The following is a 23,735-nucleotide window of genomic DNA, read 5'->3' as shown; positions in this document are numbered from 1 at the left end:
CTCTGACGGAGCGGGTGTCAAAGGGTGTTGAGAGGGAGGACGGCCCGACGGGCCGTGGCCGTCTTGCTTCGTGGAGTCTTGTGCTCCACGAAGTCTCGACGGGAACCGCTTGCCGGTGTCAGTGCGCCGGCTGGGCGGGCTCCTGCCGCTGCTGGGGTCCGACGCCGGTGCGGGCCTCGAACGCATTGCAGCCGCTGGCGCCAGAGACCTTCAGGTCGTACGCACGCAGGTCCGCCTGCATGCAGCGCTGCGTCTCATTGTCACTGGGGTTCGCGTTACCGCTGGCGAAGTAGCGACAACTCTTGCAGTTGCCCCACTGTCCTTCCGCCATGATGACCTCCTCGGAAAAAGGGGTGCTGCTGTCTTCCTTCCGAGGGTGGGGTCGGTGGCGAAGCCTCACAAGCGGGGCCGCGCCACCGCCCCGGGAGGCGGTCGGTCCGGCGCCTGGAGTTCAGGCGCCGGACGGGTGAGTCTCTACGGCTGCGGCGCGGGCTGCGGCTGCTCCGGCTTCGGCTGCTCCGGGGGCTGCATCCCCGCGGGGTTCTGCTCCGTCGCGCCGGGCAGCGGCTGCACCGTGGGCGGCACCGCGTTCTCGTCCTTCAGGTCGGAGTCGAGCGGGCGAGCCTCGAACGCACCCACCGAGCGCAAGAGGCGCAGGGCGGCGACCGAAGCCTGGAGGCGCTCGCTCACCAGGCCGATTTCGGCGTTGGTCAGCGCGGTGTTCGCGTCCGCGACTTCCAGGTACGTGGCCACGCCGGCCTTGAAGGAGACGTCGGTGAGGCGCTGGGACTCCCGCGCCAGCTCCACCGTCTGCTCCGCCTTGAGGCGGTTGGCCAGGGCGCTCTCCAAATCCAGCTGCGAGCGCTTCACTTCCTCGCGCGCCGTCAGCTCCGCCTTGCGGGCGTTGGCCTGGGCCTCGACGATTTTCGCGGAGGTGTCCGCGAGGTTGGCCTCGCGCAGACCGCCATCCCACAGCGTCCAGTTGGCCCCGAGGGTGATGAGCCACACGTCCGCCCGGCCCGCGAAGCCCGCGGCGTTGGCGATGCGCCAGGTGCCGGTGAGGCCCACGGTGGGCAGGTAGCTGAACCACACGCCGCGCTTGTTGATGCGCGCCAGCTCCGTCGTCTCACGGGCCGCGGCCACGTCCGCGCGCTGCTCCAGTGAGCGCTCCACGAGCACCTCTGACTCCGTCTTCACCGGCACCTGCGGCTCCGGCGGCGGGGCCACCTCGAAGTCCGGGCTGTCCAACGCCAGCAGCGTGGTCAGCACCAGCTTCGCGGACGCCAGCGCGTTGCGGGCGCGGATGAGGTCCTGCTCGGCGCGGGACAAATCCTGCTCGGCGCGCAGGAGCGCGACGCGCGTCACCGTGCCGGCGTCGAAGCGGACCTTGGTGTCCTTCGCGCGAGCGCCGTTGAGCTCCACCAGACGCTCCTGCACCGTCACGGCCTGGGCCTGCGCGGCGGCGCCGTAGTACGCCTGCGCCACGCCGAAGAGGATTTCCCGGCGCGCCTGCTCCACGTTGAGCGCGGCGACCGTCTCGCTCTTGTAGGCCGCCTGGATGCCCGCCCACAGCTGGGGCGCGATGATGGCCTGGCGCAATTCCGCCTGGAACTGCCGCTGCACCAGGGGCTGGATGACCACGGGCTCGGGACCCAGGGGACCTGGGGGAATGACGGCGGCATTGGAGTTTCGGACGATGGCCGCGCCCACGGTGATGGTGGGCAGATAGCCCGCCCACGCCTTGCGGGACGCCGTGTCCGCCTGACGCAGCCGCGCCTGCGCCGCCTTCAGGTCCAGGTTCTCTTTTCGCGCCTGGATGAGTGCGTCTTCCAGGGTCAGCACGGGGGGCGGTGCCGCGGCCAGGGTGGCCGCCAGGGTCAACGCCAGAAGTGAGCTCATAACCGCCTCTGCCTCCTCGTGGGGTCCGCGCCGGCGCGAACCCCAATGGTCCTAGATGGATTCACTACGGGGGTGTGTCTTGGGTCCGCGTTCCGGGCGTTCTGCCCGAGCGCGTCATGAACGACAGGAATTCAGCGCGAAGGGCCGAACCGGCTCTTATGAAGGTCATCCGCCGCCGCATGGCTTCTTCCACGGTCCTGTTTCGGGTCGGGCCCCACATAGGCCATGTCGTTCGATTTTGGAAGCTCCGGAATGTAGTAACCCTCAATATTTGATGAAGTCAATTGTTTAGGTAATGGGGGTGAATTACCATGAGCGGTATGAGTGGAAGCAGCGAGAATCTGGAGCGACGGGGCAAGCCGCCGAACTCCGGGCCGGAGGCCCTGGAGGGGGACCTGCCCAAGCAGGCGTGGACGCTGCTGTTCGAGCTGATGCACGCCCACATGCGGAACTTCCCGGCGCTGGCGGCCGAGTTCGAGCTGTCCCCGGTGCAGGCGCACGTGGTGCGTCAGCTGGGCGAGGGCCCGCTGGCGATGAGCACGCTGGCCAACTACCTGTCGTGTGACGCGTCCAATGTCACCGGCCTGGTGGACCGCATGGAGGCGCGGGGCCTGGTGGAGCGGCGCAGCAGCGAGCAGGACCGGCGGGTGAAGATGCTGGTGCTGACGGACTCGGGTGTGGCGCTGCGCGAGCGGCTCCTGGAGCGACTGGCGGAGCCGCCGGAGCTCATCGCCGCGCTGTCGGATGATGACCTGCGCGCGCTGCGCGACATCATGCGCCGGGCGCTGCGCTCGCAGTGAGGCCCGCGCGGGCCCCGTCCCTCCAGCAGGGAGGTGGGGCCCCGGCGTGCTTCAGTCCAGCAGGAACGTGTACGAGTACTTCATCTCCGTGGAGACCGCCTCGCCGCCCTTGATGGCGGGCTTGAAGCGGAAGCGTTTGATGGCATCGCGCGCCGCTTCATTGAGGCCGTAGCCGGGGCCGGAGAGCACCTTGGCGGCGACGACGCGGCCCTCGTTGTCGATGGTGATGGACAGCGTCACCGTGCCTTCGATGCCAGCGCGACGGGCCTCTTCCGGATAGGGGACCTTCACCTCGGAGGCCACGGTGGGCTCGGAGTCCACCTGGTAGATGGGCGTGTACTTGGGCGCGGAGTAGCCCTTCACGTCCTTGGGGTCCTTCGCGACGCCGTCCGCCTTGCCGTAGGCGGTGTTGCCCACGGGCGCGGCGAACGAGCCCGCGCTGGTGGTGGAGGACATCGTCATGCCCACCACGAGCGGCGGCGGCTTGGCCTGCGGCGTGGGCGGCGGCTCGTTGGGCGGAGGCGGCAATTGCTCCGACGGAGGCGGCTGGGGCTTGGGCACCTCGGCCACCTTGATGGGCGGGGGCTTCACCGCCTTGGGCTTGGGCGGAGGCGGCTTGGGCTCTTCCTTCTTCTCCTCGGGAGGAGGCGGCGGAGGCGGCTTCTGGACCTCCACCATGACGAGCTCCACCGGGCGCTGGGCGACGGGGCGCGGGCGCTCGGCGATGCGGTTGAGGTACCAGAAGCCCACGCCGTGCAGCACCAGCGAGGTGAGCAGGAAGATGCCCACCACCCAGAGCGAGCGCTCACGGCGGGGGAACATCGGGGGAGGGGAGTCGACGACCGCCTGGCTCATGCGCTGGGCCTTGCGTCAGGGTGTGGCGGGCGCGGCCGCGGGGGCCACGTCCTTCTCGATGTTGAGCGCGAACTTGGCGATGCCCTGGCCCTTCACCGTGTCGATGAGCCGCATCACCTGTCCATACGCGATGCTCTGGTCGGCGCTGATGATGGCGCGGGTGTCCTTGTCCTTGGCGATGGCCTCGGCGACCTTCGCCCTCAAGTCCGCCTCGCTCACCGCGGCGCCGTCGAAGTAGAGCTTGCCCTCCTTGTCGAGCACCACGTTGACGAGCCCCTGCACCGTCTCGCCACCGTTGGCCGCGCGGGGCAGGTCCACCTCCACCGTCTCCCGGACGATGAAGTTGGCCGTCACCATGAAGATGATGAGCAGCACCAGCACGATGTCCACCAGCGGGGTGACGTTGATGCCGGTGATTTCCTCGTCGTCTTGCTGCGCGCCTCCGGCCATGGGCTAGCGGCCCTCCGCCGTGCGAGTGGCCGCGTCGGGCGTGCGGCCCTCGGCGCGCATGCTGCCCACCAGCGCGTAGCCCAGGGCGTTGGCGCGGCTGGTGAGCGTCTTGAGCTGACGGTTGAAGATGTTGAAGGCGACGACGGCGGGAATCGCGACGGCCAGACCCACGGCGGTGGCGACGAGCGCCTCGGAGATGCCGGCCATGACGGTCTGCTGAATCGCCGCGCCCTTCACGTTGGCGGAGCCCAAATCGTGGAACGCCTTGATGATGCCGAGCACCGTACCGAACAGGCCGATGAACGGGGCGTTGTTGCCCAGCGTGCCCAGGAAGGACAGGAAGCGCTCGTACTGGGGGCGCTCGCGGGACATGGTGGACGCAATCACCTGCTCCACGGTGTCCGCGCCCTGCGAGGCGGAGGCGAGCGCCTCGCGGATGATGGCGGCCTCCATGCCCGTCTTGCCCTCCACGGCCTTGCGCGCCGCCTCGAAGTCGCCGCGCGCCAGCCGGACCGCCAGGGCCTCCGAGTCCGGGAGGCGGTTGCGGGCGAAGTACACCGTGCGCTCCAGCATGATGGCGATGGAGAGCACGGAGAGGACGACCAGAATCCAGAGGACCCACTCGGCGGAGGTGAGCGTGACACCGAGCAGCTTGCTGCTGAGCCAGCCGAGCTCGGGTTGCCCTGTCTGGGCCAGGAGGAGGGAGAGCGTCATGAAGGGAAGCCTGGGGGGAAGTGGGTGACGGGTGTCAGTAACCCGGTTGCCAACTCGCGCGCCCATCTGTTGTTCCGTCCGCCCTGAAAGTCAAATGGATCGGCCGGTTTGTCCGCTTCCTGGGCCGTCTGGCAACGGCTGGAAACACATTTGTCGCCTGGCCGTCGCCTCTGGTTCCAGCGCCCCTCGCGGGAGGCCCCATTAGAGCGGCGGCGTCGGGCGGGGCGTCACCTTGAGCAGCCGGCCGTTTGGCGCGTCGGTGAGCAGGTAGAGCGCGCCTTCGGGACCTTGGACGACGTCGCGGACCCGGTTGTTCCCCGCGGGCTTGAGGCGCTCCTCACCCACGACGCGGTCATTGCGCAGGACGAGCCGCACCAGGGCGTGGCTGGACAGCCCGCCGATGAAGAAGTTGCCCCTCCATTCGGGGAAGAGGTTCCCGGAATAGATGGTCAACCCCGAGGGGGAAATCACCGGGTCCCAGTAGTAGACGGGCTGCTCCATGCCTGGGCCCTGGGAGCTCTCGTGGATGGGCGCGCCGGAGTACTCCTTGCCATAGCCGATGGTGGGCCAGCCGTAGTCCTTGCCCGGCTCGACGAGGTTGAGCTCGTCGCCGCCCAGTGGTCCCATCTCCACTTCCCAGAGGCGGCCCTGGCCGTCGAGCGCGGCGGCGAGGACGTTGCGGTGGCCCCGTGAGTAGATTTCCGGACGCGCCGCGGGGTTGTTCACGAAGGGATTGTTGGCGGGCACGGTGCCGTCGGTGTGGATGCGGACAATCTTGCCGAAGTGGCTGTTGAGTTGTCGGGCCTGGACGCGGCCGGTGAGGATGGAGCGCTCGCCCAGGGTGACGAAGAGGGTGCCGTCGGGAGCGAAGACGAGGCGGCCTCCCGCGTGCCACAGCGAGTCCAGGGTGGGCTTCATGCGGAAGATGATTCGCAGCGCCTCGATGCGCGGCTGGGGGCCGTCCTTGAGCTTCCCGCGTCCCACCGCGAGCCCGTTGCCGTTCTCGCGTGGCTCGTAATAGGTCCAGTAGATGAGGCTGTTCGTGGCGAAGTCGGGGTCGACCTCCACATCGAGCAGGCCGCCCTGCTCGCGGCCGTCCACGGGAGGCAGGCCCGCGACGGGCGCGGACTTCACGCCCTGGGGTGTGACGATGAAGAGCTTCCCGGTGGGCTTCTCCGTCACGAGCATGCGCCGGTCCGGCAGGAAGGCGACGGCCCAGGGGTAGTTGAAGCCGGAGGCGATTTCAGTGACTTGATAGGGCGTCTGCGTCTGCACGGCGGGCGCGCGCGTCTGGCCGGGAAAGGCCGGGTCGAACGAGGACACGCCGGGCTCGGACGGAGGACTCTCCGTGGCGTCCTGGGCTCGGGCGGGTCCGGCGAGGGACAGGACGGCGGCGCAGGCCAGGGTCGTCAACAAGACGCGCAGGTGCATGGGGCTCCTCAGGGGGCGGATGAGAGGGATGAACCCGACAGCACTTAGCCCCGGGGCGCGGCGTGCCGCCTGTCCTCACAGCGGGGTGTGCGCGTTCCAACAGGGCATGCGTGGAAGAGTCAGCACTGGAGGCACGGAGGCGTCCCTGGCATGTGTCTCCTGGCGATGTGGCGCATCCCGCAGCGCGACGAGTGGTGACCCGCATGGACCCGGACAAGCTGCTCCTGGTGCTGGACCTGGACGAGACGCTGATTCACGCCCGCGAGGCCCCGCTGGAGCGCGCGGCGGACTTCCGTGTGTTCGGCTTCCACGTCTACGCGCGGCCCCACCTGGAGCGGTTCCTCACCGCGTGCGCGGCCCGGTTCCGCCTCGCCGTCTGGTCATCCGCGGCGGACGACTACGTCGCGGCCATCGTCCAGCACCTCTTCCCGCCGGAACTCCGCCCCGAGCTGGTCTGGGGCCGCAGCCGGTGCACCTTCAGCGTGGACCGCGCGCGCGTGCTGGAGGAGGGCTTCATGGACCCGTCCTCGCATTACGAATATGCGAAGAAGCTCCACAAGCTGAAGCGCAGGGGCTTCCGACTGGAGCGGGTGCTCATCGTCGACGACACCCCCGCGAAGTGTCTGCACAACTACGGAAATGCCATCTACGTGCGGCCCTTCGAGGGGCAGGTGGACGACATCGAGCTGCTCGCGCTGTCGGACTACCTGGCCACGCTCGCGGACGTCCCCAACGTGCGCGTGCTGGAGAAGCGGGGCTGGAGGAATCCACGCGAGTGAGCGAACTCACTCCGGATAGGAGGTCTTCGCGCGCTCCTTGCGTTCCTTCTCCAGCCGCGAGCGTTCCTCCAGGTGGCGGTCCATCTCATCCGAGCTCGTGCGTCGTTTTCGGAGCTCCTCCGGATACTGCGCGGCGATGATGGGCGCGAAGTGTTCGAGCGCCTCCTTGAGGTCGGGGAAGGGCACGTCATTCTTCTCGACCAGGATTTCCCAGGGCTCAGAGCTGGAACCGCGCTCCATCTCGAAGCCGACGCCCCGGCTCGCCCAGGTCCCAGGGACGGTGATCATGACGGAGAAGTACTCGTTGTGCGTACAGGTCCTGAGCCAGACCGTGGTCGGGTAGTTGCGTGAGCCTCGCCGGTCCCGCTTCATGTAGCTGAGCGAGCAGGCCTCGAGCGGCCTCAACTGCTCCTGGATGCGCGCCAGCTCGGGGAGCCCGCCCACGTCCGAGGTCGTCAGGAAGCCACCCTTCTTGAGCCCCGTGCTCAGCGCGCCCACGCCCAGTCCGACGGCAATCGTGCCTCCGATGATGGCGAGCACCCGCATGCTGGGGTACTTGTTGACGTGCTGGCCGTTGCTGGGACCGGACGCGGTCGTCCCTGGCGCGTTGCCATGCGCCTGTGAGGGCTGCCGAGCGGAGTCTCCCCGGGGCATGGCCCCAACGGTGTAGCCAATCATGAAGGCCGCGAACAGGGAGACCCCTCGCAGAAGCTCGAGCGTGGGCACGAAGGGCAGCCCTCCCAGTGACTGGAGCCACGTGAGAGTCCTCGGGGCCATCATGCCGCTGCAGGCCAGCGTCACTCCCACCCAGAAGATGACGAACACGATGTTCGACAGCCGGGTGACGCTGGAGTTCGCCGTCCTGCTGAGCAGCTCCGAGTGCGCCATCACCTTGGGATGTACGTGCTTCCTGAGCCACGTCCCGATGAACACGCCCAGCAGCAAGGGGACCCACAGCACCGCCACCCCGACGAACATCGCGGACTCTTGCCGATTCATGGCGAGGACCATGCTTCAATCCCCGCTGAATCCCAAGAGGGACGAAGCTGTAGCCCTGAAACATCAGGAACTTGAGAACGTGAGAGACGGCGTGAGGCCCTCACGCCGCCTGGACAGCGCGACGGCTACTTGCAGATTTCCCGGGTCAGCTTGTCGCGCTGGAGCTGCTCCGCCGTCGCCCGCTTGACGGCGTCCTCCAGGGCGTCATCCGCCTTCTCCAGTGAGTCCAGGGCGCGGCTGTGCGCGCGCCCCTTCTTGGCGGTCACCAGCACGTCGCGCATGTCCTTGCGCGCCTTCTTCAAGGTGGTGAGCTGCTCCTCGCGCTCCGCGAACTCCTTCTTCGCCGACTTGCATTCAGGAGACTGGGCGGACGCACTCGACGCGAACAGCACTGCGGTGACCACGAACCAGCGCATACGCCACCTCCAGGTGAAGAGCCTGGGACGAGTATAGGGCGGCGGCGGAGGTCCTTGAATCGAAGAGCGCGGGCTTTCGTGCCCGCGCCCTCCGACATCATGACGACCTCACCTAGCAGGCGTGGGAGCAGACGTTGTAGCAAGGCCTCCACCTGCTGAAACAGGAGAGATCGCAGTCTTCGCCCTGACAGTTGGCCATGCACCTGTCATAGCCGGCATCACAGTCAGAGCAGCACGGCACGAGCGAATCCTCCGAGGCCGCCGCGGTCCCTGACACCATGGAGGTGCCGATGCCGATGAGCGCGCCCAGGAGTCCCATCAACAGAGTCTTCTTCATGTATCCCTCGTCACGTGTGGCTGTGATTGCGTCCAGGGCGTCCCACACGGGCGCGCCTGGGGAGGGATTAGGCCATGTCTGGGGTTGTCGCCTTCAACTCAATCCCCTCTCAAGTGTCGGAGAGGGGACAGAGCTGGGTTGATGCATGACAGCCCTGCTTCAGATTTTCCGGTCGGGCACTTCGGTGAGGGCCGGGTTGCGCTCGACGACGGGGCCGAGCACCTCGTCGATGCGGCGCATCAACTCCGATTCCAGCTTCACGCCCGAGGCCTTCACGGTGTCGTGGACCTGCTCGGGCCGCGAGGCGCCGATGATGGCGGAGGAGACGCCCTTGTTCTGGAGCACCCACGCGACGGCGAGCTGCGCCATGGTGAGTCCCGCCTGCTGGGCCAGGGGACGCAGCTGCTGCACGCGGTTGAGCACGTCGTCCTTCATGAAGCGGGCGATGAAGCGCGAGCCGGTGGGGTCGGTGGCGCGGCTGCCGGCCGGAGGAGGCTGGCCGGGAAGGTACTTTCCGGTGAGCACGCCCATGGCCAGGGGAGACCAGACAATCTGTCCCAGGCCTTCCTCGAGGGACGCGGGGATGACCTTCTCCTCGATGACGCGCCAGAGCATGGAGTACTGGGGCTGGCTGGAGACGAAGGGGATGCGCAGCTCGCGGGCGAGCGCGGCGCCCTGGCGAATCTGGTCGGCGGTCCACTCGGAGACGCCGATGTAGTGGGCCTTGCCCTGACGGACGATGTCCGCGAAGGCGACCATCGTCTCCTCCAGCGGAGTCGCAGTGTCGAAGCGGTGGGCCTGGTACAGGTCCACGTAGTCCGTCTGGAGGCGGCTCAAGGAGCCATCGATGGACTCCATGATGTGCTTGCGCGACAGGCCCCAGTCGTTCTTTCCGGGCCCGGTGGGCCAGAACACCTTGGTGAACAGCTCATAGCCGGCGCGGCGCTGACCCTTCAGGGCTCGGCCGAGCACGGACTCCGCGCGGGTGCCGGCGTAGACGTCGGCCGTGTCGAAGGTGGTGATGCCGACGTCCTGCGCCGCCTTCACGCACGCCAGCGCGGCGTCCTCTTCCACCTGGGAGCCGTGCGTGAGCCAGTTGCCGAAGGAAATCTCGCTGACGGCCAGACCGCTGCGACCAAGATGACGGAAGTGCATGGGGCGCCAGCCTAACCAGTGACAGGTCGGCTCGCACGGCTTCCGAGCGGCCACAGTCCACCGGCCCATGCCACCCACGCAAGGTAGATGAGCTGGAAGGGGATGCGCAGCCAGAAGTACCAGTCCGGGAAGGGCAGCACGTGGGAGCCCTGGTTCGACGCCGCCTCGTGGATGTTGGCGGGGAGGACGGCGAGCAGCAGCGCGATGAGCCCCAGGGCCGCGAGCTTCCGCGTCCGGGGAATCAGCATGCCCACGCCGCCCGCGACCTCGAACACGCCGGACAGCAGCGTCCAGAAGCGCGGCGAGGGGAGCTGCGGCGGAATCATCGCGTCGTACTGGGCGGGCACGACGAAGTGCATGACGCCGGCGCCGATGAAGAAGAGGCCCGCGGCCACGGCGGCGCGACGGGTGGGCGTGGAGAGCGAGGGGAGGCGGCGCAGCGGAGGCAGGTGGAGCAACAGGAAGGTGGAGATGAGTATCAGGGCGAAGGACATGGCGAGGCACCTCGAGGGCAGCGAGCCGGAGACTGGTCCGGCGGGTCGATGCTCAAGATGCGTCGGTGGGGCGGGCCTTCGCTTGAACGAACTGGCTGCGACGTTGAAGGAACGAGGGCGTGGTGCCGAACATGCGGCGGAAGGTGCGCGTCAGGTGGGCCGCGTCGGAGAAGCCCGCGGCGTGCGCGGCCTCTCCCGCGGTGCGGCCCGAGGCGAGGGCGCCCGCTGCTCGCTGCAGTCGCAGCCAGAGCAGATAGGGGCGCAGGGGAACGCCCGTGGACTCCGTGAATGCGTGCATCAGGCGACCGGAGGACAGGCCGGCGACCTCGGAGAGGGCCTCCAGGGAGGTGTCCTCGGGAGCGGGCTCCGCGCGCAGGTGACGCAGGAGCTTGCGCACGCGCGGGTGCATGCGCGGCGCGGGGGCCTCCGTGGGACCGGCCAGGGCCTCCAGCGTGGCCTCCATCCACGGGCCGATGGCCTCGTGCGCGATGGGGCCCTTGCGCGGCAGCCGGGCGAGCAGGGCGTCACGTGCCGCTTCGTCGAAGAGTCGCGCGGGGGAATCGAGCGAGGCGCGCAGCCGCTCGCCGTCCTGGCTCTCCGGTTCGATGAACAGGAGGATGACGTCGCCCCCCGTCGCGTCGATGGCGTGGGGCACGTCCGGGCCCACGAGCACCCCCGCCGCGCGGGAGTCCCCCTTCGCCGTGCCCGCGCGGAAGGTCAGGGTGCCTTCGCGACGGAGCAACAGGTGCATCGCGTGGTGGGCGTGCCTGGACGACGCGTCACCCGGGCCCCACATGGCGAGCGCGGCCGGCCACACCACCAGGGGCATGTCCGGCCACGGGGCACGGGGAGCGAGGTCGGGCGGTCGCGCGAGCAGCATTCGGCGGTGACGCTACCAGCGATTCTTCGAGAGGATGACCGCGCTGTAGGCCCCCAGCGAAAGCGCGCCGCGCGCGGGCAGTCCGTCCCGTCCGCCCCACTCGCCCCAGACGTCGTGCACGGAGGTGTCGCCGAAGTCCGGTGAGTAGCCCCGCCAGTCTCCGTTGAACCGCACCCGCCAGAGGCCATCCGTGGGCAGGCCGAGCTCGTACCCCGTGAAGGTCCGGTGTCCCAGGTTCACCACGACGATGACGTCGTCGCCCGCGCCGCCATGCTCCCAGCGGTGGAACGCCATCACCTTGTCCTCGTGGTTCAGGTGGAACACGTGGACGTGTTCGCCGCGCAGGCCCGCGCTGGTGTCATGCCAGTTGCGGCGCAGTTGGATGAGGTCCCGGTGCGCCTGGAGGATGCCGCCGAACCAGCCCGCCTTGTTCCAGTCGAGCGGGTCTCCGTCGTCGAAGTGCCCGTCCTCCAGGAACTCCTGCCCCATGAAGAGCATCGGAATGCCCGGTGCCGTCAAGGTCAGCACCGCGCCCAACAGCGCCTTCTTCTTCGCGAGCATGTCCCCCGGGTTGTAGGGCGACACCTCCGTGGGCATCCGGCTGCGGCCGTTGGCCACCTCATCGTGGCTCTCCGTGAAGATGACCCGCTGGGAGGCCTGACCGTTGTATCGGAAGTACAGCGCGTCGCGGACGGCGTTCAAGTCGCGCCACTCATCGAAGGGCGCGATGAGCGCGGCGCGCACCGGATGCACGAAGGCCGCGTCCCACTGCGCGTCGAAGCCCGCGCCCTGGGAATGCGTGACGGCGGGGTCCGACGCCATGTCCTCCGCGATGAGCAGCTTCCAGGGGAACTCGCGCTCCACCGCCTCGGTGATGGAGCGCAACAGCTCCCAGCCCGCGGGATTGTCCACGCCGCTGGCGGTGCGAATCTCCTTCGTCGCATCCAGCCGCAGGCCATCCATGTGGTACTCGCGCAGCCACATCAGCGCGTTGTCGCGCAGGTAGTCGCGCACCTCGGAGCGGCCGTAGTCCGGACGCGTGTCGCCCCACGGCGTGCTCGCGCGCCAGTCCGAGTAGAAGTACACGCCGCCCCGTCCGAACGTCTCGCCATCGAAGTCCCAGTGCGGCAAATCACTGGGCCCCAGGTGGTTGTAGACGACGTCCATGATGACGCCGATGCCTCGTCGGTGCGCCTCGTCCACGAAGCGCTTCAAGTCGTTGGGCGTGCCGTAGGAACTCTCCGGCGCGAAGGGGAAGGTGGGGTTGTAGCCCCAGGAGAAGTCCCCCGCGAACTCGGCCGAGGGCATCAGCTCCACCACGTTGACGCCCAGCTCGCGAAGGTAGTCGAGCTTGTCGATGGCGCTCAGCCAATGCCCCGGTCCCCACCCGGCCGAGTCGTTGAACGTGCCGATGTGCAGCTCGTAGAGGACGGCCTCGCGAAAGTCCGGCATCCGAAAGAGGCCGTCGTAGCGCCAGACGAAGTCGCGATGGTCCAGGATGACGCTGTTGCCCGTGGAGTTCGTGACGTCCGCGGCGCGCGGGTCATTGCGCCAGCGCCAGTCGCCGTAACGGCCCTGGATGATGAACTGGTATTGCTGGCCATTGCCCGCGCCAGGGATGTCACGGGAGAAGTTGCCGGAGGGCTCGCGCGCAAGCTCCACCGCGTGCCAGTGACTGAAGTCTCCCACCACCTGTACGCGCTGCGCATGAGGCGCCCACACGCGGAACGTCGCGCCGCCATCGAAGGGGATGGCGCCCATGCCGGGACGCCATGAGGGCTCGGGCTGGGGCTCCAGCGGGACGAAGGCCGTGAGGAAGCCGGGAGCCTGGAGCTGGTCCGCGGGGCCGAACAACTCCGGCGCGGCGCGAGAACGCGCGGTGCGCTCCACCACCTGGTTTCCGCGAGCCCTGCACGCGGACTCGCTGAAGTCCTTGCGCGGCGAACGTGCTTCGTTCGGATTCGTTTCTCGGTTCGACATTCATTCCCCCGCACCGCGGACGTCGCGCGATGTGCCGCATTCCGACAGCGGGAGGACCCGAGGGTAAATCCTCCCTGGAGGGCCGGCCCTCGTTCAATTCCAGGCAGTGGCCCCCGCGTTTCACCCTGCTCCAATCCCTGGGGCCTCCGGTCTCCAAAGATTTGTCAGAAGTGGCAGATAGACTAAATCCTGAAATTGCCGCAAGTCGTAAAGAAGTCGTTGCGCGATGCGATGTGAATCCTCGCAGCACAAAGGACGTGTATGAACCCGCTTTGCAAACGCTTGTTGTCAGGCACCCTGGTGTTCCTGGGGTTGACCGGGTGTGGCGTCACCGATGTGCAGGGAGAAGAGACGGACAGCACCGCCCAGGAGATGACCGCGGAGGCCGTGCCTCTTCCGCTCCCTGTCGGGTGCCTGCTCGCCTCCCTGGACACGGACAAGGATGGCATCTGCGACATCGTCGAGGCGTTGCTGGGCACCAACCCCAACAGCACCGACACGGATGGTGACCGCCTGAGCGACTACGCGGAGTCATTCGGATTCGGGGGATTGGACCTGGCCGCGCTCGGTGCGAACGCGCGCAAGAAAGACATCTTCGTGGAGGTGGATTACTACCCCGGCCTCCGGCCCGCTCCAGCCACACTGAACCGCGTCATCACGGCGTTCGCCAACGCGCCCATTGCCAACCCGGACGGTTCCACGGGCATCACGCTGCACATGGTGGTGGACCAGCAGATCGCCGCGGCGGACGCGGACCAGGACCTGAACCCGGTCTGGACGGACTTCGACAAGATCAAGTCCAAGTACTTCGCGGCGAGCCGTGGGCCGTTCTTCCACTACCTGGTGTCCGCGTACCGCTACGACGGTGGCAACTCCAGCGGAATCTCTCGTGGCATCCCCGGCCATGACCTCGTGGTGACCCTGGGCTTCGTCGCAGGGGTCACCGAGGTCCAGTTGGCCGGCACCATCATGCACGAGCTGGGGCACAACATCGGATTGCGCCACGGCGGCACCGACCACGCCAACTTCAAGCCCAACTACCTGAGCATCATGAACTACGAGTATCAGTTCTATGGGTTCAGCATCGGCGGGGCGGCCAACGTGCTCGACTACTCGCGCGTGCAGGTCGCTTCCTTCAACGAATTGGCCGTCAACGAGGGCTCGGGCTTCGCGCCTGTCGCCCCCACCACCGAGGCGGACCTTGCCCGCATCAGCGGACTTCGCTTCAACGACGTGTCGGTCGTCGGCAACGCGAGCAACAACACCGACTTCAACGGCAATGGCGTCACCGATGCCCCGACCTACTCCAGGGACTTCAATCGCAATGGCGTCGCGGACGTGTATCCCGCGTCCCAGAACGACTGGACGGTCCTGCTCTATGACGGGGCCGGGCAGATTGGTGACCCCGGGTTGGGCATCCTCCGGAGCCTGAACCGCGAGGCGCGGTTCCTCGACGCCCCGGAAACGTTGGAGCCCTGCCAGACCGTGGACGAGAGCCGCATGCCGTAGTCCCTCGTTTCGCGGAAGCCTTCGCATCCCAAGGCCGGGTCCTCCTTTCGAGGGCCCGGCCTTTTGTCTGCCATTGAGCGCGCCGTTGGAGCGGCAGTGTCCTGGAGGGCTCGTGCCTGTCCAATCCCTGGCATTGCCGTGATACAAGATTGCGAGAGTTCTTCATTGCCGGCGGATGCCATAGGTCGAAGCGCGGCCGTGAGCCGTAAGGGATGCGTTGCATGGCGTGATGCAAATGGGTGCAGCGCAAAGGATGGGTATGAGTCCGCGCGTATGCCAACGCGCCGGTGAGCAACCCGGATGGCTCCACGGGCGTCTCGCTGCACCTGGTGGTGGACCAGCAAATCGCCGCGGTGGACGCGGACCCGGACCTGAACCCCGTCTGGACGGACTTCGACAAGCTCAAGGCCAAGTCCAAGTACTTCGCCGCGAGCCGAGGGCCCTTCTTCCACTACATGGTGATCGCCAACCACTATGACGGGGACTACTCCAGTGGCATCTCCCGAGGCATCCCCGCCCATGACTTGGTGATGACCCTGGGCGACGCCGGAGACAGCACTGCGCTGCAACTGGCCGGGACCATCATGCATGAGCTGGGGCACAACATCGGCCTGCGCCACGGCGGCACCGACCACGCCAACTTCAAGCCCAACTACCTGCGCATCATGAACTACGAGTACCAGTTCAACGGCTTCACCATTGGCGGCGTGGCCAACGTGCTCGACTACTCGCGCGTGCGGGTTGCCTCCTTCAACGAAGCGACCATCAACGAGGTCGCGGCCTTCGCGCCGGTCGCTCCCCCCAAGGAGGCGGACCTCGCGCGCATCAGCGGGCTGCGCTTCAACGAGGCCCAGGTCATCGGCAACGCGAGCACCAACATCGACTTCAATGGGGACGGCGACGTCTCGACCGCGAGCTACTCCCGGGATTTCAATCGCAATGGTGTCGTGGATGTGTTTCCCGCGTCACAGAACGACTGGACGGCCCTGCTCTATGACGGAGGCGGGCAGATTGGCGACCCCTCCCTGGGCTTCCTCCAGAACCTGAACCGCGAGGAGCTGTTCCTCGTCGTCCCGGACGAGATGGAGCCCTGCCTCACCGTGGACCCGAGCCGCGCCCAGTAGTCCCTGTCTTCCCGGCCGGGTCCTCCTTCGTGGGGAACCCGGCGCGTTGTTACCGCTCCGCGTGGCTTGTGGGGGCCGGCCGAGTGTCCGACACTGGCTCCTCCCCATGGCCGCCAGCGAAGAACGTCGCCTCCAGGCTCTCGTGCTCGCCCCGGTGCGGCGTGTGCAGCGGCGCCTCAACGCCTTCGCCTGGGCACAGGCCAGCCTCGTTCCCCTGTGGGCCACCGTCACGGCGTGTGTGCTTGCTCGGCTGCTCTTGCGGGGCGCGGTGGTCTGGGCCCTGCCTCCGCTGGTCCTCGCGGGGCTGGCGTGGTGTTTCCTCCGCGCACGGACGCGGGGCGTGTCGCTGGAGCATGCAGCCGTGCTCGCGGACCGCTCGGCCAACGCGGGGGGACTGCTCCTCACCCGGCTGGAGCGGCCCATGGGGGAGTGGGAGCTCAGCGTCAATCAGCTCGTGCGCGACGTGAAGCTCCCCGTGGTGGCGTGGCGGCGTCCCGTGGGGGCCCTCCTGGGCGCGCTGCTGTTCCTGCTCGTCGGCTTCCTCCTCCCGCTGCCCGCGCCGAAGGGCCCGCGCGCCCCTCATGCCGCGGCCGCCGCGAAGGTGGATGCCGTGAAGGCCCAGGCGGAGGCCCTGGCCCGGGAGGAACCTCTGGGCGAGGCCGTGGAGGACGAGTTGCGCCGACTGGCCGAGGAGGTGGCCGCGGGTCGCTTCGACTCGGGTGACTGGGAGGCCGCCGATTCACTGGAGCAGCGACTCGCCGAGCGCGCCGCCGAGGCCGCCGTCGAGCTGGCCCAGGCCTCCGAGGCCGCGCGTGACTTGGAGGAAGCCCTGGGGGCGGCGGGCGGCGCCGAGTCCTCGTCTCGTGAGCGCGAGGCCCTGGAGCGCGCGCTCATGGGCCTGGAGGGTGAGGGCGAGGGTGAGGACTCCCAGGGACCGGGTGAGGCATCGGCCCAATCGGGCGAGGGACAACAGGGGCCTCAGGGAGAGGACCCGAACGGGACGCAGGGCACCTCGCAGTCGGGACAGCAGGGCACCTCGCAGTCGGGACAGCAGGGCACCGCGGATTCGGAGGGCTCGAAAGCGCAGTCCCAGGCGCGGCGGCAGGCCCAGGCCCGCGCCCAGGCCTCGGGTGCTCCGGACCAGATTTCGGAACTCCGCCGGTCGCTGGAGCGTCGACAGCAGTCACTCTCGCAACGCTTCGAGCCCCGCGAAGGGCAAGGCGCCCAGGCGAGCTCACAACGGTCGGGCTCACGTCGGAAGCAGGGCGCGCGCCAGCGGAGTGAAGGTGCGTCGCGACCGGGGCAGGACGGCGAGCAACAGGGCGAGGGGCAGGGCGAGGGACAGGGGCAGGGCGAGGGACAGGGGCAGGGCGAGGGACCGGGGCAGACAGGCAATGAGGGCCATGCGAGCCGGGGCGTTCGTCATGGTACGGGGACGGAGGGTGGAGGGCCGAGTCCGCTCGTCTTCGGCGGTGAGGCGGAGATGGACCCGGACCGACTCGCGTTCGAGCCGCTTCCGGAGGGGCAGGGTGGCGAGGCCGGAGAGCTCTGGGGGCTCGAGGCGGCGGACCCTCGGCGCGGCACGGGGTCGGCGGGTGCGGCGGGCTCGCGGGGAACGAGCGCGCGGGGTGAGGCGACGGCGGGGCCTGGTGCGCAGCCGCTGTTGCCGCGCAACCGCGACCTGGTGAAGCGGTACTTTGGTGGCGAGTAGTCTGGAAGGGGAGACACACGTGGCAGCGGAGCTTCTCAGTCCCGCCGAGGCACAGGGGGCGGCGGAGGTGGCGGCCCGGCTCAGGGACAGCCTGAACACGGTGCTGTTGGACCAGGAGTCCGTCGTCGAGCAGGTCGTCGTCGCCGTGCTCGCGCGCGGGCATGTGCTGCTGGAGGGCCTGCCCGGCCTGGGGAAGACGGAGCTGTGCAAGTCGCTGGCGAAGCTGCTCGCGCTGCCCTTCCGTCGCATCCAGTTCACCCCGGACCTCCTGCCCGGAGACATCACCGGCACCTACGTGCTGGAGGGCGAGGGGCGTCGCGAGTTCGTCTTCCGTGAGGGGCCGCTGTTCGCGAGCCTGGTGCTCGCGGACGAAATCAACCGCTCCAGTCCCAAGACGCAGTCCGCGCTGTTGGAGGCGATGCAGGAGCGCCGGGTGACGGTGCTCGGCCAGACGCGGACCCTGCCGGACCCGTTCTTCGTGCTGGCCACGCAGAACCCCATCGAACTGGAGGGCACCTACCCGCTGCCGGAGGCGCAGTTGGACCGCTTCCTCTTCCGCATCCAGGTGCCGCCCGTGGGCGCGAAGACGCTGCGCGCGCTGCTCACCACGCGCGTGCGCGGCGCGCCGCCGGAGCTGTCTCCCGTCCTCGATGGGGAGGGGCTCGCGCGCCTGTTCGCCGCCTCCGACCGCGTGCATCTGCCGGGGCCGGTGGCGGACTTCATCGGGCGGCTGGTGGAGGCCAGCGACCCGCGCCAGGCCTCCGCGCCGGAGGCCGTTCGCCGCTTCGTGCGTTATGGCGCGAGTCCGCGCGCCGCGCTTGCCCTGGCCGCCGCGGGCCGCGCGCGTGCGCTGTTGAGTGGACGGCCCAACGTGAGCTTCGACGACGTGGTGGCCGCCGCTCCCGCCGCGCTCAATCACCGGCTGGTGCTCGCGTACGAGGCGTCGCTCGAGAAGGTGTCCGCTCCGGACGTGGTGCGCGCGCTGCTCCAGGCCGTGCCCGAGGTGCCGCGTGACTAGCGTCGCGATGCTCTCGCTGTGGCTCCTGCTGGGCACGTCGCCCCCGCCGGCGGCCGTCGCCGTCGAGCAGGCCGTGGCCGAGGCCGAGGACGCGGTCGAGGCCAACGCTCCGAACGGCTATCGCGACGCGACGGGCACCGTGGACTCCGTCACGGAGGGCCCCCTGCGGGTCACCATGCACGGCGCCGTGCTGAAGCCCCAGCGCGGGTACTGGGCGGCGCAGGTGGTGCTGAACAACAGCGGGTCGCAGGCGCTCCCGGTGCGCATCGCCTTCTCTCCCGCCTACGGAGACACCTCGCGCTCCGCCATGCGGCATGTGGAGGTGGGGCCCCGGCAGCGCGTCGTCACCTGGGTGCCGTTGCCCGTGGCGTGGCACTCCGTCACCCTGCGGGTCGATTCACCTGGATTGAAGCCCATCGTGGAGTCCCTCTACGCCGACTCCGACCGCTTCGAGCCGGTGCTGTCGGTGGGGACGGTGTCGGAGTTCGAGACCTCCACGGGATTGACGAAGACGGGGGAGCGGGACGAGCCCTACTTCTCCATCCGCTTCCTCGACGCGAAGGATGCTCCTCGTGAGCTGGCTGCCTACGTGGGCTTCCAGTTGGTGGTCGTCACGGCGGAGGCCGCGGCGGTTCCGGCGGATGTGTGGGCCGTGCTCGAAGCCTACGCCGCGACGGGAGGAACGCTGGTCGTCACGCGCCCCTCCCGCGACCTGCGTGAGCGTCTGCCGCTCTTGCCGGAAGCGGCGAGCACCCAGTCACAGTATGGCTTTGGCCAGGTGTGGAGGTGCCTGGAAAGCAAGTTCGAGTGTGCGTCGCTGATTCGAGGGGGCTCCGTCGGCATCGAGGCCTACCAGCGGGGCGTGGTGATTCCCCTGGGCATGACGCAGCGCTGGGTGGCGCCCTTGATGCAGACGAAAGACCCGCGGCCGCTGCTGTCCAATGCCAGCACGCCCGTGGGGCGCTTCCTGCTGGTCATCACCGCCTTCGCGCTGGTGGTGGGCCCCGGGGCCTGGTGGCTGGCGAGACGCCGGGGGCCGGTGTCGGTTCTCATCATGGTGCCGGCCGTCTCCGTGGTGACGTGTCTGGCGCTCATCTTCTGGTCCGTGCTGGTGGATGGCTTCGCCGTGCACACCTCGCGTTACAGCCTGACGTGGCTGGACGGAGCGCGGGCGCGCGCGGTGACGGCGGGCTTGAGCGCCTGGTACGCCAACCTGTCGCCCGACGCGCTGCACCTGCCCGCCTCCAGCGTGCTCCTGCCGCCGCCCGACCTGGACGACGCCCTGGCGGACCTGGACTGGACGGCGGGCCTCACGGTGGGGGACGGCTTCCTTCCGCCGAGGACCTATCGCGAGTGGGGTGAGGTCGCGGTGCTCCCGTCGCGGGCCCGGCTGGTGCTCAAGCGTGAGGGTGATGCGCCCCGTGTCCAGAACGCGCTGGGCGCGCGACTGGAGGAGGGGTACGTGCGGCTGGACGGGACGGTGCGCCGGCTGCCTGCCTTGTCCGACGGTGAGGAAGGCGCGCTGGGGGCTCCCGAGCCGGAGCCGGGGAACGTGGCGGACACCCTGGTCGGGCAGCACCTGGGAGATGGCGCGGGGCTCCGGCTGTCGAATGCGTTGACGCCCTTCAGCGCGGACCTCTCCGAGGGAGGCTTCATCGCGCGGCTGAGCGGGCAGGGGCCGCTGCCGAGCAGTGGCATGCCCTCGGAAGTGGAGACCGCCGTGCATCTGGTCCGCGGCGAGGTGAGGCCATGAGTCCGTTGCTGGAGGTGAAGGGGCTGCGGCGTGACTACGGCGCGCTGCGGGCGGTGGACGACGTGTCGTTCCATCTGGAGCCGGGCAGCATCCTGGGCTTCATCGGCCCCAATGGCGCGGGCAAGAGCACCACGCTGCGCATCCTCGCGACGCTGGATTCGCCCACGGCGGGAGAGGTGCTGTTGGGGGGCCACTCGCTGGTGGACGCGCCGGACCGGGTGCGTCCGCTCATCGGCTACATGCCGGACCGGTACGGCACCTATGACGACGTCACCGTCTTCGAGTTCCTGGACTTCTTCGCGCGGGCGTATGGGCTGACGGGCGCGAAGCGGCGCCAGCGCGTGGAGTCGGTGATGGGCTTCACGGGGCTGGGCCCGCTGGCGGACAAGCTCACCACCGCGCTGTCGAAGGGCATGCGGCAGCGGGTGGCGCTGGGGCGCACGTTGCTGCACGACCCGCAACTGCTCCTGCTGGACGAGCCCGCGGATGGCCTGGACCCGCGTGCGCGCATCGAGCTGCGCGAGCTGCTGCGCGCCCTGGCGGACCAGGGCAAGGCCGTCATCATCTCCAGTCACATCCTCACGGAGCTGGCTGAAATCTGTGACACGTGCGCCATCATCGAGCAGGGGCGCCTGCTGGCCACGGGCAAGGTGGAGGACATCCTTCGGCAGGGCGCCAGTGTCGCCGCCGTGGAGCTGATGGTCCGGCTGGCGGTGGGCGCGGAAGCGGACGCGGCGTGGGCACGGGCGGAGCGGCTCCTGCTGGAGCAGCCGCGCGTGGCGCGCGTCTCGCGAGAGGGAGAGTCCTTGAGGGTGGGGCTGGAGTTGGAGGCGGGAGCAGGCGCGGGGCAGGTGGACGCCGCGGCGGCGGGGCTGTTGTCGGCGCTGGTGACGGCGGGCCTGCCGGTGTGCTCGTTCGGCATGCGGGAGCGCAACCTCGAGGATGCGTTCATGACGGTGACGAAGGGGAGGCTGGCGTGAGCGCGCCGGTGGAGACGAGCACGGGGGCGGGGACGGAGGTGTCCGCATCCGTGGAGACGGCGGACGCGAGCACCGCGGGCCTGTCCTTCCAGGAGCGGTGGGGAGATCGCCTCAATCCGCTGGTGGTGAAGGAGGTCCGTCAGGGATTGCGCACGCGTGTCTTCTGGGCGTGCTTCGGTTTGATGTTGCTGGCCTGTCTGGTGTTGGCGCTCGTGGCCTTCGTGCATACGCGGGAGGAGGCGTTCGCCCACCATGGCCAGGGCTACTTCTTCGCGTTCTTCATCTGCCTGGCCGTGGTGCACTTCTTCGTCATTCCCTACAGCGCGTATCGCTCCCTGGCGCGCGAGCGGGAGGACGACACGTGGGTGCTGCTGGTGCTCACGGGCCTGGGGCCTCGGAGGATTCTGCGAGGCAAGGTGTCCTCCTTCCTGGTGCAGGCGGCGCTGTATGCCTCGGCGGTGGGGCCCTTCCTGTTGTTCAGCTACTACCTCAATGGCATCTCCCTGCCGTCCATCCTCGCGGTGCTGGGGTTGGGTGGGGCGTGGCTGGTGTTCCTCACCGTGGTGGCGGTGTGCGCGGCGACGCTGGCGGACAGCCGCATGGGGCGCGCCTTCGTGCACTTCGTGGTGCTGGGGGTGTTGGGACTGGCCTTCAGTGCGGCGCTGGGCGTCTCGGGCGCGTTGAGCGATTCGGGCAACAGGCTCCTGAGCAACGATGGGGTGCATCTGGCCATGGGCATCGGGCTGGGGTTGATGCTCCTGGATGGCTGGCTGTTGTTCGAGGTGGCCGCGTCGCGACTGTCGCTCTCCACGGAGGACTACACGCGAGGCCCCCGGCGGGTGATGGTGGTGCAGATGCTGGTGGCCTTGGTGGTGGGCCTGGGGTTCTGGTGGCACGAGGACCAGGGGCACGTGGTGACGGAGATCTTCGCCGTCTGCGGCACGCTGCACCTCGCCGTCGTGGGGCTCTTCGTGGTGACGGACGTGGACGGGCAGGCGCGCGCGTTGCGAGCGGCCACCGGCCCGGTGTCCCTGTTCCGGCCCGGCGCGTTGCGTGGCTTCCGACTGACGATGCTCCTGCTGGTGGGGTGGGCCGGGGTGTGGGCGGCGCTGGCGCTGGTGTCGGGGAAGACGAACCACGGCAGCGAGTCCATGCGGATGCTGATGGCGGTGATGCCGGCCTACGTCATCCTCTATCTGTCCCTGGCGTTGGTGCTCGGGAGGATGCCTCGCTCGGACCGGTTCTCGTCGCCGGCCTCGGTGCGGTTGCTCTTCGTGGCGGCGGTGGGCGTGGCGGCGGGCCTGCCTCCGCTGGTGGCCGCGCTGGTGGGAATCGAGATGGGAGACCCGCTGCTGAACCTCCTGAATCCGGTGGTGGGCATCGCGAACTTCGGGGCGCATGACTACGCCACGGCCGAGCCGGGGATGGCGTGGCCGCTGGTCGCCTTCGTGGTGGGTGTGGCGTTGCTGGTCGCCTTCATGGCGGACCGGGTGCTCGTCGAGCGTGAGAAGCGGGCCCATCTGCCGTGAGCGAGCGTCTGGATGAAGCGGCGGTGGGACGACTGGTGCCCGGGTTGGGGCTGGCGTTGCCGCGAGGGCCTCACCGGGGCCGCGTGGGTGAGGTCCGCGCGGCGTCCACCGGGAGCGCCTTGGAGCTGCATGACTTCCGGGCGTATCAGCCGGGCGATGACCTGAGGCAGCTCGACTGGAACGCGGTGGCGCGGACCGATGAGCTCATCTTGCGGGTGCGGCAGGACGAGGTGTCGCCGCGCGTGGAGGTGGTGCTGGATGGCTCGCGCTCCATGGCGTTGTCACCGCGCAAGGCGGCGTGTGCGCGGGAGCTGGCGTTGCTCGCGTGTGAGGTGGGGGCGCGTCAGGGATTGAGTCCCACGTTGCTTGCGACGGGGGTGCGGTCGGAGCGGGTGCAGGGGGCGGCTTGTCGGGCGGCGCTGCGCGCGCTGGAGTTCGACGCGAAGGATGACCTCGTGACGGCGCTGGGGCGGATGCCTCCGCCGAGGTCCTGTGGCCTGCGCGTGGTGGTGAGCGACTTCCTGTTCGAGGTGGACCTGCCCGCGATGGTGGCGCGGTTGTCGCGGGGCGCGGCGGGGTTCTTCCTGGTGCAGGTGTTGGATGCGGAGGACCTGGCTCCGACGGGGGGCGAGGGCGCGCGATTGGTGGACTCGGAGACTGGCGCGGCGCTGGAGGAGTTGCTGACCGAGGACGTGTTGGCCGCGTATGCACGGCGCTTCGCGGAGCACCAGCGCGTGTTGAGGGCGGCGGCCCTGCGCTCGCGTGGAGCGCTCCTGACGGCGCCCGCCACGGAGACACTGAACGCCCTGGTGATGGGCCCGCTGCGGCCCTTGTTCGTCGCGGGAGGTCGAGCGTGAGCTTCGACCGCTCAGGGGCGCATGGCGCGCAGAGCTCCCGCGTCGTTGCGCGAGGTGCGGCATGA

General features: G+C 68.9%; 23 protein-coding genes. 10 read left to right on the top strand and 13 right to left on the bottom strand.

Annotation, left to right across the window (positions count from 1 at the left end; all coding sequences use genetic code 11):
* Window positions 1-118 precede the first annotated feature (118 nt).
* Window positions 119-331, bottom strand: a complete 213-nt coding sequence (locus tag HUA78_RS07140; protein WP_141640524.1) for a hypothetical protein — start codon at window positions 329-331, stop codon at window positions 119-121.
* A gap of 143 nt (window positions 332-474) precedes the next feature.
* Window positions 475-1,899, bottom strand: a complete 1,425-nt coding sequence (locus HUA78_RS07135) for a TolC family protein (RefSeq protein ID WP_174460987.1) — start codon at window positions 1,897-1,899, stop codon at window positions 475-477.
* Between the two features lie 311 nt (window positions 1,900-2,210).
* On the opposite strand from HUA78_RS07135, the gene HUA78_RS07130 reads away from it, so the two are divergent.
* On the top strand, window positions 2,211-2,699 hold the full coding sequence (locus HUA78_RS07130; protein ID WP_174454297.1) for a MarR family winged helix-turn-helix transcriptional regulator: 489 nt from the start codon (window positions 2,211-2,213) through the stop codon (window positions 2,697-2,699).
* 51 nt (window positions 2,700-2,750) lie between these two features.
* On the opposite strand, the gene HUA78_RS07125 is transcribed toward HUA78_RS07130, so the two are convergent.
* From HUA78_RS07125 to HUA78_RS07110, 4 genes are all read right to left on the bottom strand, one after another.
* A complete protein-coding gene (locus HUA78_RS07125) occupies window positions 2,751-3,554 on the bottom strand; it encodes an energy transducer TonB (protein WP_174460988.1) in 804 nt (267 codons plus the stop codon).
* A gap of 15 nt (window positions 3,555-3,569) precedes the next feature.
* Window positions 3,570-4,004 (bottom strand): biopolymer transporter ExbD, encoded by a 435-nt coding sequence (locus HUA78_RS07120; RefSeq protein ID WP_141640528.1) that lies wholly within the window; start codon window positions 4,002-4,004, stop codon window positions 3,570-3,572.
* Window positions 4,005-4,007: 3 nt separating this feature from the next.
* On the bottom strand, window positions 4,008-4,718 hold the full coding sequence (locus tag HUA78_RS07115; protein WP_141640529.1) for a MotA/TolQ/ExbB proton channel family protein: 711 nt from the start codon (window positions 4,716-4,718) through the stop codon (window positions 4,008-4,010).
* Window positions 4,719-4,919: 201 nt separating this feature from the next.
* Complete coding sequence (locus tag HUA78_RS07110; RefSeq protein WP_174475937.1) at window positions 4,920-6,149, bottom strand: PQQ-dependent sugar dehydrogenase; 1,230 nt, start codon at window positions 6,147-6,149, stop codon at window positions 4,920-4,922.
* A 203-nt stretch (window positions 6,150-6,352) separates the two neighbouring features.
* On the opposite strand from HUA78_RS07110, the gene HUA78_RS07105 reads away from it, so the two are divergent.
* Window positions 6,353-6,928, top strand: a complete 576-nt coding sequence (locus HUA78_RS07105; RefSeq protein WP_174460990.1) for an NIF family HAD-type phosphatase — start codon at window positions 6,353-6,355, stop codon at window positions 6,926-6,928.
* A 6-nt stretch (window positions 6,929-6,934) separates the two neighbouring features.
* Here the strand turns inward: HUA78_RS07105 and HUA78_RS07100 are convergent, their stop codons facing one another.
* The 7 genes from HUA78_RS07100 to HUA78_RS07070 form a co-directional block, all read right to left on the bottom strand.
* On the bottom strand, window positions 6,935-7,927 hold the full coding sequence (locus tag HUA78_RS07100) for a hypothetical protein (protein WP_174454300.1): 993 nt from the start codon (window positions 7,925-7,927) through the stop codon (window positions 6,935-6,937).
* Between the two features lie 125 nt (window positions 7,928-8,052).
* Window positions 8,053-8,343, bottom strand: coding sequence for a hypothetical protein (locus tag HUA78_RS07095; protein ID WP_141640532.1), 291 nt, complete (start codon window positions 8,341-8,343; stop codon window positions 8,053-8,055).
* Between the two features lie 112 nt (window positions 8,344-8,455).
* Window positions 8,456-8,680, bottom strand: coding sequence for a hypothetical protein (locus HUA78_RS07090; protein ID WP_174460992.1), 225 nt, complete (start codon window positions 8,678-8,680; stop codon window positions 8,456-8,458).
* A 159-nt stretch (window positions 8,681-8,839) separates the two neighbouring features.
* Complete coding sequence (locus HUA78_RS07085; protein WP_174475936.1) at window positions 8,840-9,835, bottom strand: aldo/keto reductase family protein; 996 nt, start codon at window positions 9,833-9,835, stop codon at window positions 8,840-8,842.
* Between the two features lie 11 nt (window positions 9,836-9,846).
* Window positions 9,847-10,329, bottom strand: a complete 483-nt coding sequence (locus HUA78_RS07080; RefSeq protein ID WP_141640535.1) for a DoxX family protein — start codon at window positions 10,327-10,329, stop codon at window positions 9,847-9,849.
* 52 nt (window positions 10,330-10,381) lie between these two features.
* The gene (locus tag HUA78_RS07075) at window positions 10,382-11,209 is read right to left on the bottom strand and encodes an AraC family transcriptional regulator (protein WP_174475935.1); all 828 of its coding nucleotides are present in this window, start codon (window positions 11,207-11,209) and stop codon (window positions 10,382-10,384) included.
* Between the two features lie 12 nt (window positions 11,210-11,221).
* Window positions 11,222-13,189 carry an alpha-amylase family glycosyl hydrolase gene (locus HUA78_RS07070; RefSeq protein WP_174475934.1) on the bottom strand — a complete coding sequence of 656 codons (1,968 nt, stop codon included), beginning with the start codon at window positions 13,187-13,189 and terminating at the stop codon, window positions 11,222-11,224.
* A gap of 261 nt (window positions 13,190-13,450) precedes the next feature.
* Between HUA78_RS07070 and HUA78_RS07065 the strand changes: the two genes are divergently transcribed.
* The 8 genes from HUA78_RS07065 (at window position 13,451) to HUA78_RS07030 (ending at window position 23,670) form a co-directional block, all read left to right on the top strand.
* Window positions 13,451-14,698 carry a hypothetical protein gene (locus HUA78_RS07065; RefSeq protein WP_174475933.1) on the top strand — a complete coding sequence of 416 codons (1,248 nt, stop codon included), beginning with the start codon at window positions 13,451-13,453 and terminating at the stop codon, window positions 14,696-14,698.
* A gap of 287 nt (window positions 14,699-14,985) precedes the next feature.
* On the top strand, window positions 14,986-15,822 hold the full coding sequence (locus HUA78_RS07060; RefSeq protein ID WP_174475932.1) for a hypothetical protein: 837 nt from the start codon (window positions 14,986-14,988) through the stop codon (window positions 15,820-15,822).
* Between the two features lie 106 nt (window positions 15,823-15,928).
* On the top strand, window positions 15,929-17,533 hold the full coding sequence (locus tag HUA78_RS07055; protein WP_174475931.1) for a hypothetical protein: 1,605 nt from the start codon (window positions 15,929-15,931) through the stop codon (window positions 17,531-17,533).
* 19 nt (window positions 17,534-17,552) lie between these two features.
* Window positions 17,553-18,551, top strand: coding sequence for an AAA family ATPase (locus HUA78_RS07050; RefSeq protein ID WP_174460998.1), 999 nt, complete (start codon window positions 17,553-17,555; stop codon window positions 18,549-18,551).
* A complete protein-coding gene (locus tag HUA78_RS07045; RefSeq protein WP_174475930.1) occupies window positions 18,544-20,304 on the top strand; it encodes a hypothetical protein in 1,761 nt (586 codons plus the stop codon). Before HUA78_RS07050 ends, HUA78_RS07045 begins: the two co-directional genes overlap by 8 nt.
* Window positions 20,301-21,284 carry an ABC transporter ATP-binding protein gene (locus tag HUA78_RS07040; RefSeq protein ID WP_174475929.1) on the top strand — a complete coding sequence of 328 codons (984 nt, stop codon included), beginning with the start codon at window positions 20,301-20,303 and terminating at the stop codon, window positions 21,282-21,284. Before HUA78_RS07045 ends, HUA78_RS07040 begins: the two co-directional genes overlap by 4 nt.
* Complete coding sequence (locus HUA78_RS07035; RefSeq protein ID WP_371745518.1) at window positions 21,281-22,813, top strand: ABC transporter permease; 1,533 nt, start codon at window positions 21,281-21,283, stop codon at window positions 22,811-22,813. The genes HUA78_RS07040 and HUA78_RS07035 overlap by 4 nt, the downstream gene beginning before the upstream one ends.
* On the top strand, window positions 22,810-23,670 hold the full coding sequence (locus HUA78_RS07030; protein ID WP_174475928.1) for a DUF58 domain-containing protein: 861 nt from the start codon (window positions 22,810-22,812) through the stop codon (window positions 23,668-23,670). Before HUA78_RS07035 ends, HUA78_RS07030 begins: the two co-directional genes overlap by 4 nt.
* Window positions 23,671-23,735 lie beyond the last annotated feature (65 nt).

Source organism: Myxococcus sp. CA033, from assembly GCF_013336625.1.
Taxonomy (GTDB): domain Bacteria; phylum Myxococcota; class Myxococcia; order Myxococcales; family Myxococcaceae; genus Myxococcus; species Myxococcus llanfairpwllgwyngyllgogerychwyrndrobwllllantysiliogogogochensis.
The sequence above is the reverse complement of the archived record's forward strand: the minus strand, read 5'-3'. Positions and strand labels throughout refer to the sequence as shown.

Bases quoted from the DNA above. Each gene is read 5' to 3' on its own strand.
- HUA78_RS07140 (WP_141640524.1), bottom strand. From the start codon at position 331: ATGGCGGAAGGACAGTGGGGCAACTGCAAGAGTTGTCGCTACTTCGCC.
- HUA78_RS07135 (WP_174460987.1), bottom strand. From the start codon at position 1,899: ATGAGCTCACTTCTGGCGTTGACCCTGGCGGCCACCCTGGCCGCGGCA.
- HUA78_RS07130 (WP_174454297.1), top strand. From the start codon at position 2,211: ATGAGCGGTATGAGTGGAAGCAGCGAGAATCTGGAGCGACGGGGCAAG.
- HUA78_RS07125 (WP_174460988.1), bottom strand. From the start codon at position 3,554: ATGAGCCAGGCGGTCGTCGACTCCCCTCCCCCGATGTTCCCCCGCCGT.
- HUA78_RS07120 (WP_141640528.1), bottom strand. From the start codon at position 4,004: ATGGCCGGAGGCGCGCAGCAAGACGACGAGGAAATCACCGGCATCAAC.
- HUA78_RS07115 (WP_141640529.1), bottom strand. From the start codon at position 4,718: ATGACGCTCTCCCTCCTCCTGGCCCAGACAGGGCAACCCGAGCTCGGC.
- HUA78_RS07110 (WP_174475937.1), bottom strand. From the start codon at position 6,149: ATGCACCTGCGCGTCTTGTTGACGACCCTGGCCTGCGCCGCCGTCCTG.
- HUA78_RS07105 (WP_174460990.1), top strand. From the start codon at position 6,353: ATGGACCCGGACAAGCTGCTCCTGGTGCTGGACCTGGACGAGACGCTG.
- HUA78_RS07100 (WP_174454300.1), bottom strand. From the start codon at position 7,927: ATGAATCGGCAAGAGTCCGCGATGTTCGTCGGGGTGGCGGTGCTGTGG.
- HUA78_RS07095 (WP_141640532.1), bottom strand. From the start codon at position 8,343: ATGCGCTGGTTCGTGGTCACCGCAGTGCTGTTCGCGTCGAGTGCGTCC.
- HUA78_RS07090 (WP_174460992.1), bottom strand. From the start codon at position 8,680: ATGAAGAAGACTCTGTTGATGGGACTCCTGGGCGCGCTCATCGGCATC.
- HUA78_RS07085 (WP_174475936.1), bottom strand. From the start codon at position 9,835: ATGCACTTCCGTCATCTTGGTCGCAGCGGTCTGGCCGTCAGCGAGATT.
- HUA78_RS07080 (WP_141640535.1), bottom strand. From the start codon at position 10,329: ATGTCCTTCGCCCTGATACTCATCTCCACCTTCCTGTTGCTCCACCTG.
- HUA78_RS07075 (WP_174475935.1), bottom strand. From the start codon at position 11,209: ATGCTGCTCGCGCGACCGCCCGACCTCGCTCCCCGTGCCCCGTGGCCG.
- HUA78_RS07070 (WP_174475934.1), bottom strand. From the start codon at position 13,189: ATGTCGAACCGAGAAACGAATCCGAACGAAGCACGTTCGCCGCGCAAG.
- HUA78_RS07065 (WP_174475933.1), top strand. From the start codon at position 13,451: ATGAACCCGCTTTGCAAACGCTTGTTGTCAGGCACCCTGGTGTTCCTG.
- HUA78_RS07055 (WP_174475931.1), top strand. From the start codon at position 15,929: ATGGCCGCCAGCGAAGAACGTCGCCTCCAGGCTCTCGTGCTCGCCCCG.
- HUA78_RS07040 (WP_174475929.1), top strand. From the start codon at position 20,301: ATGAGTCCGTTGCTGGAGGTGAAGGGGCTGCGGCGTGACTACGGCGCG.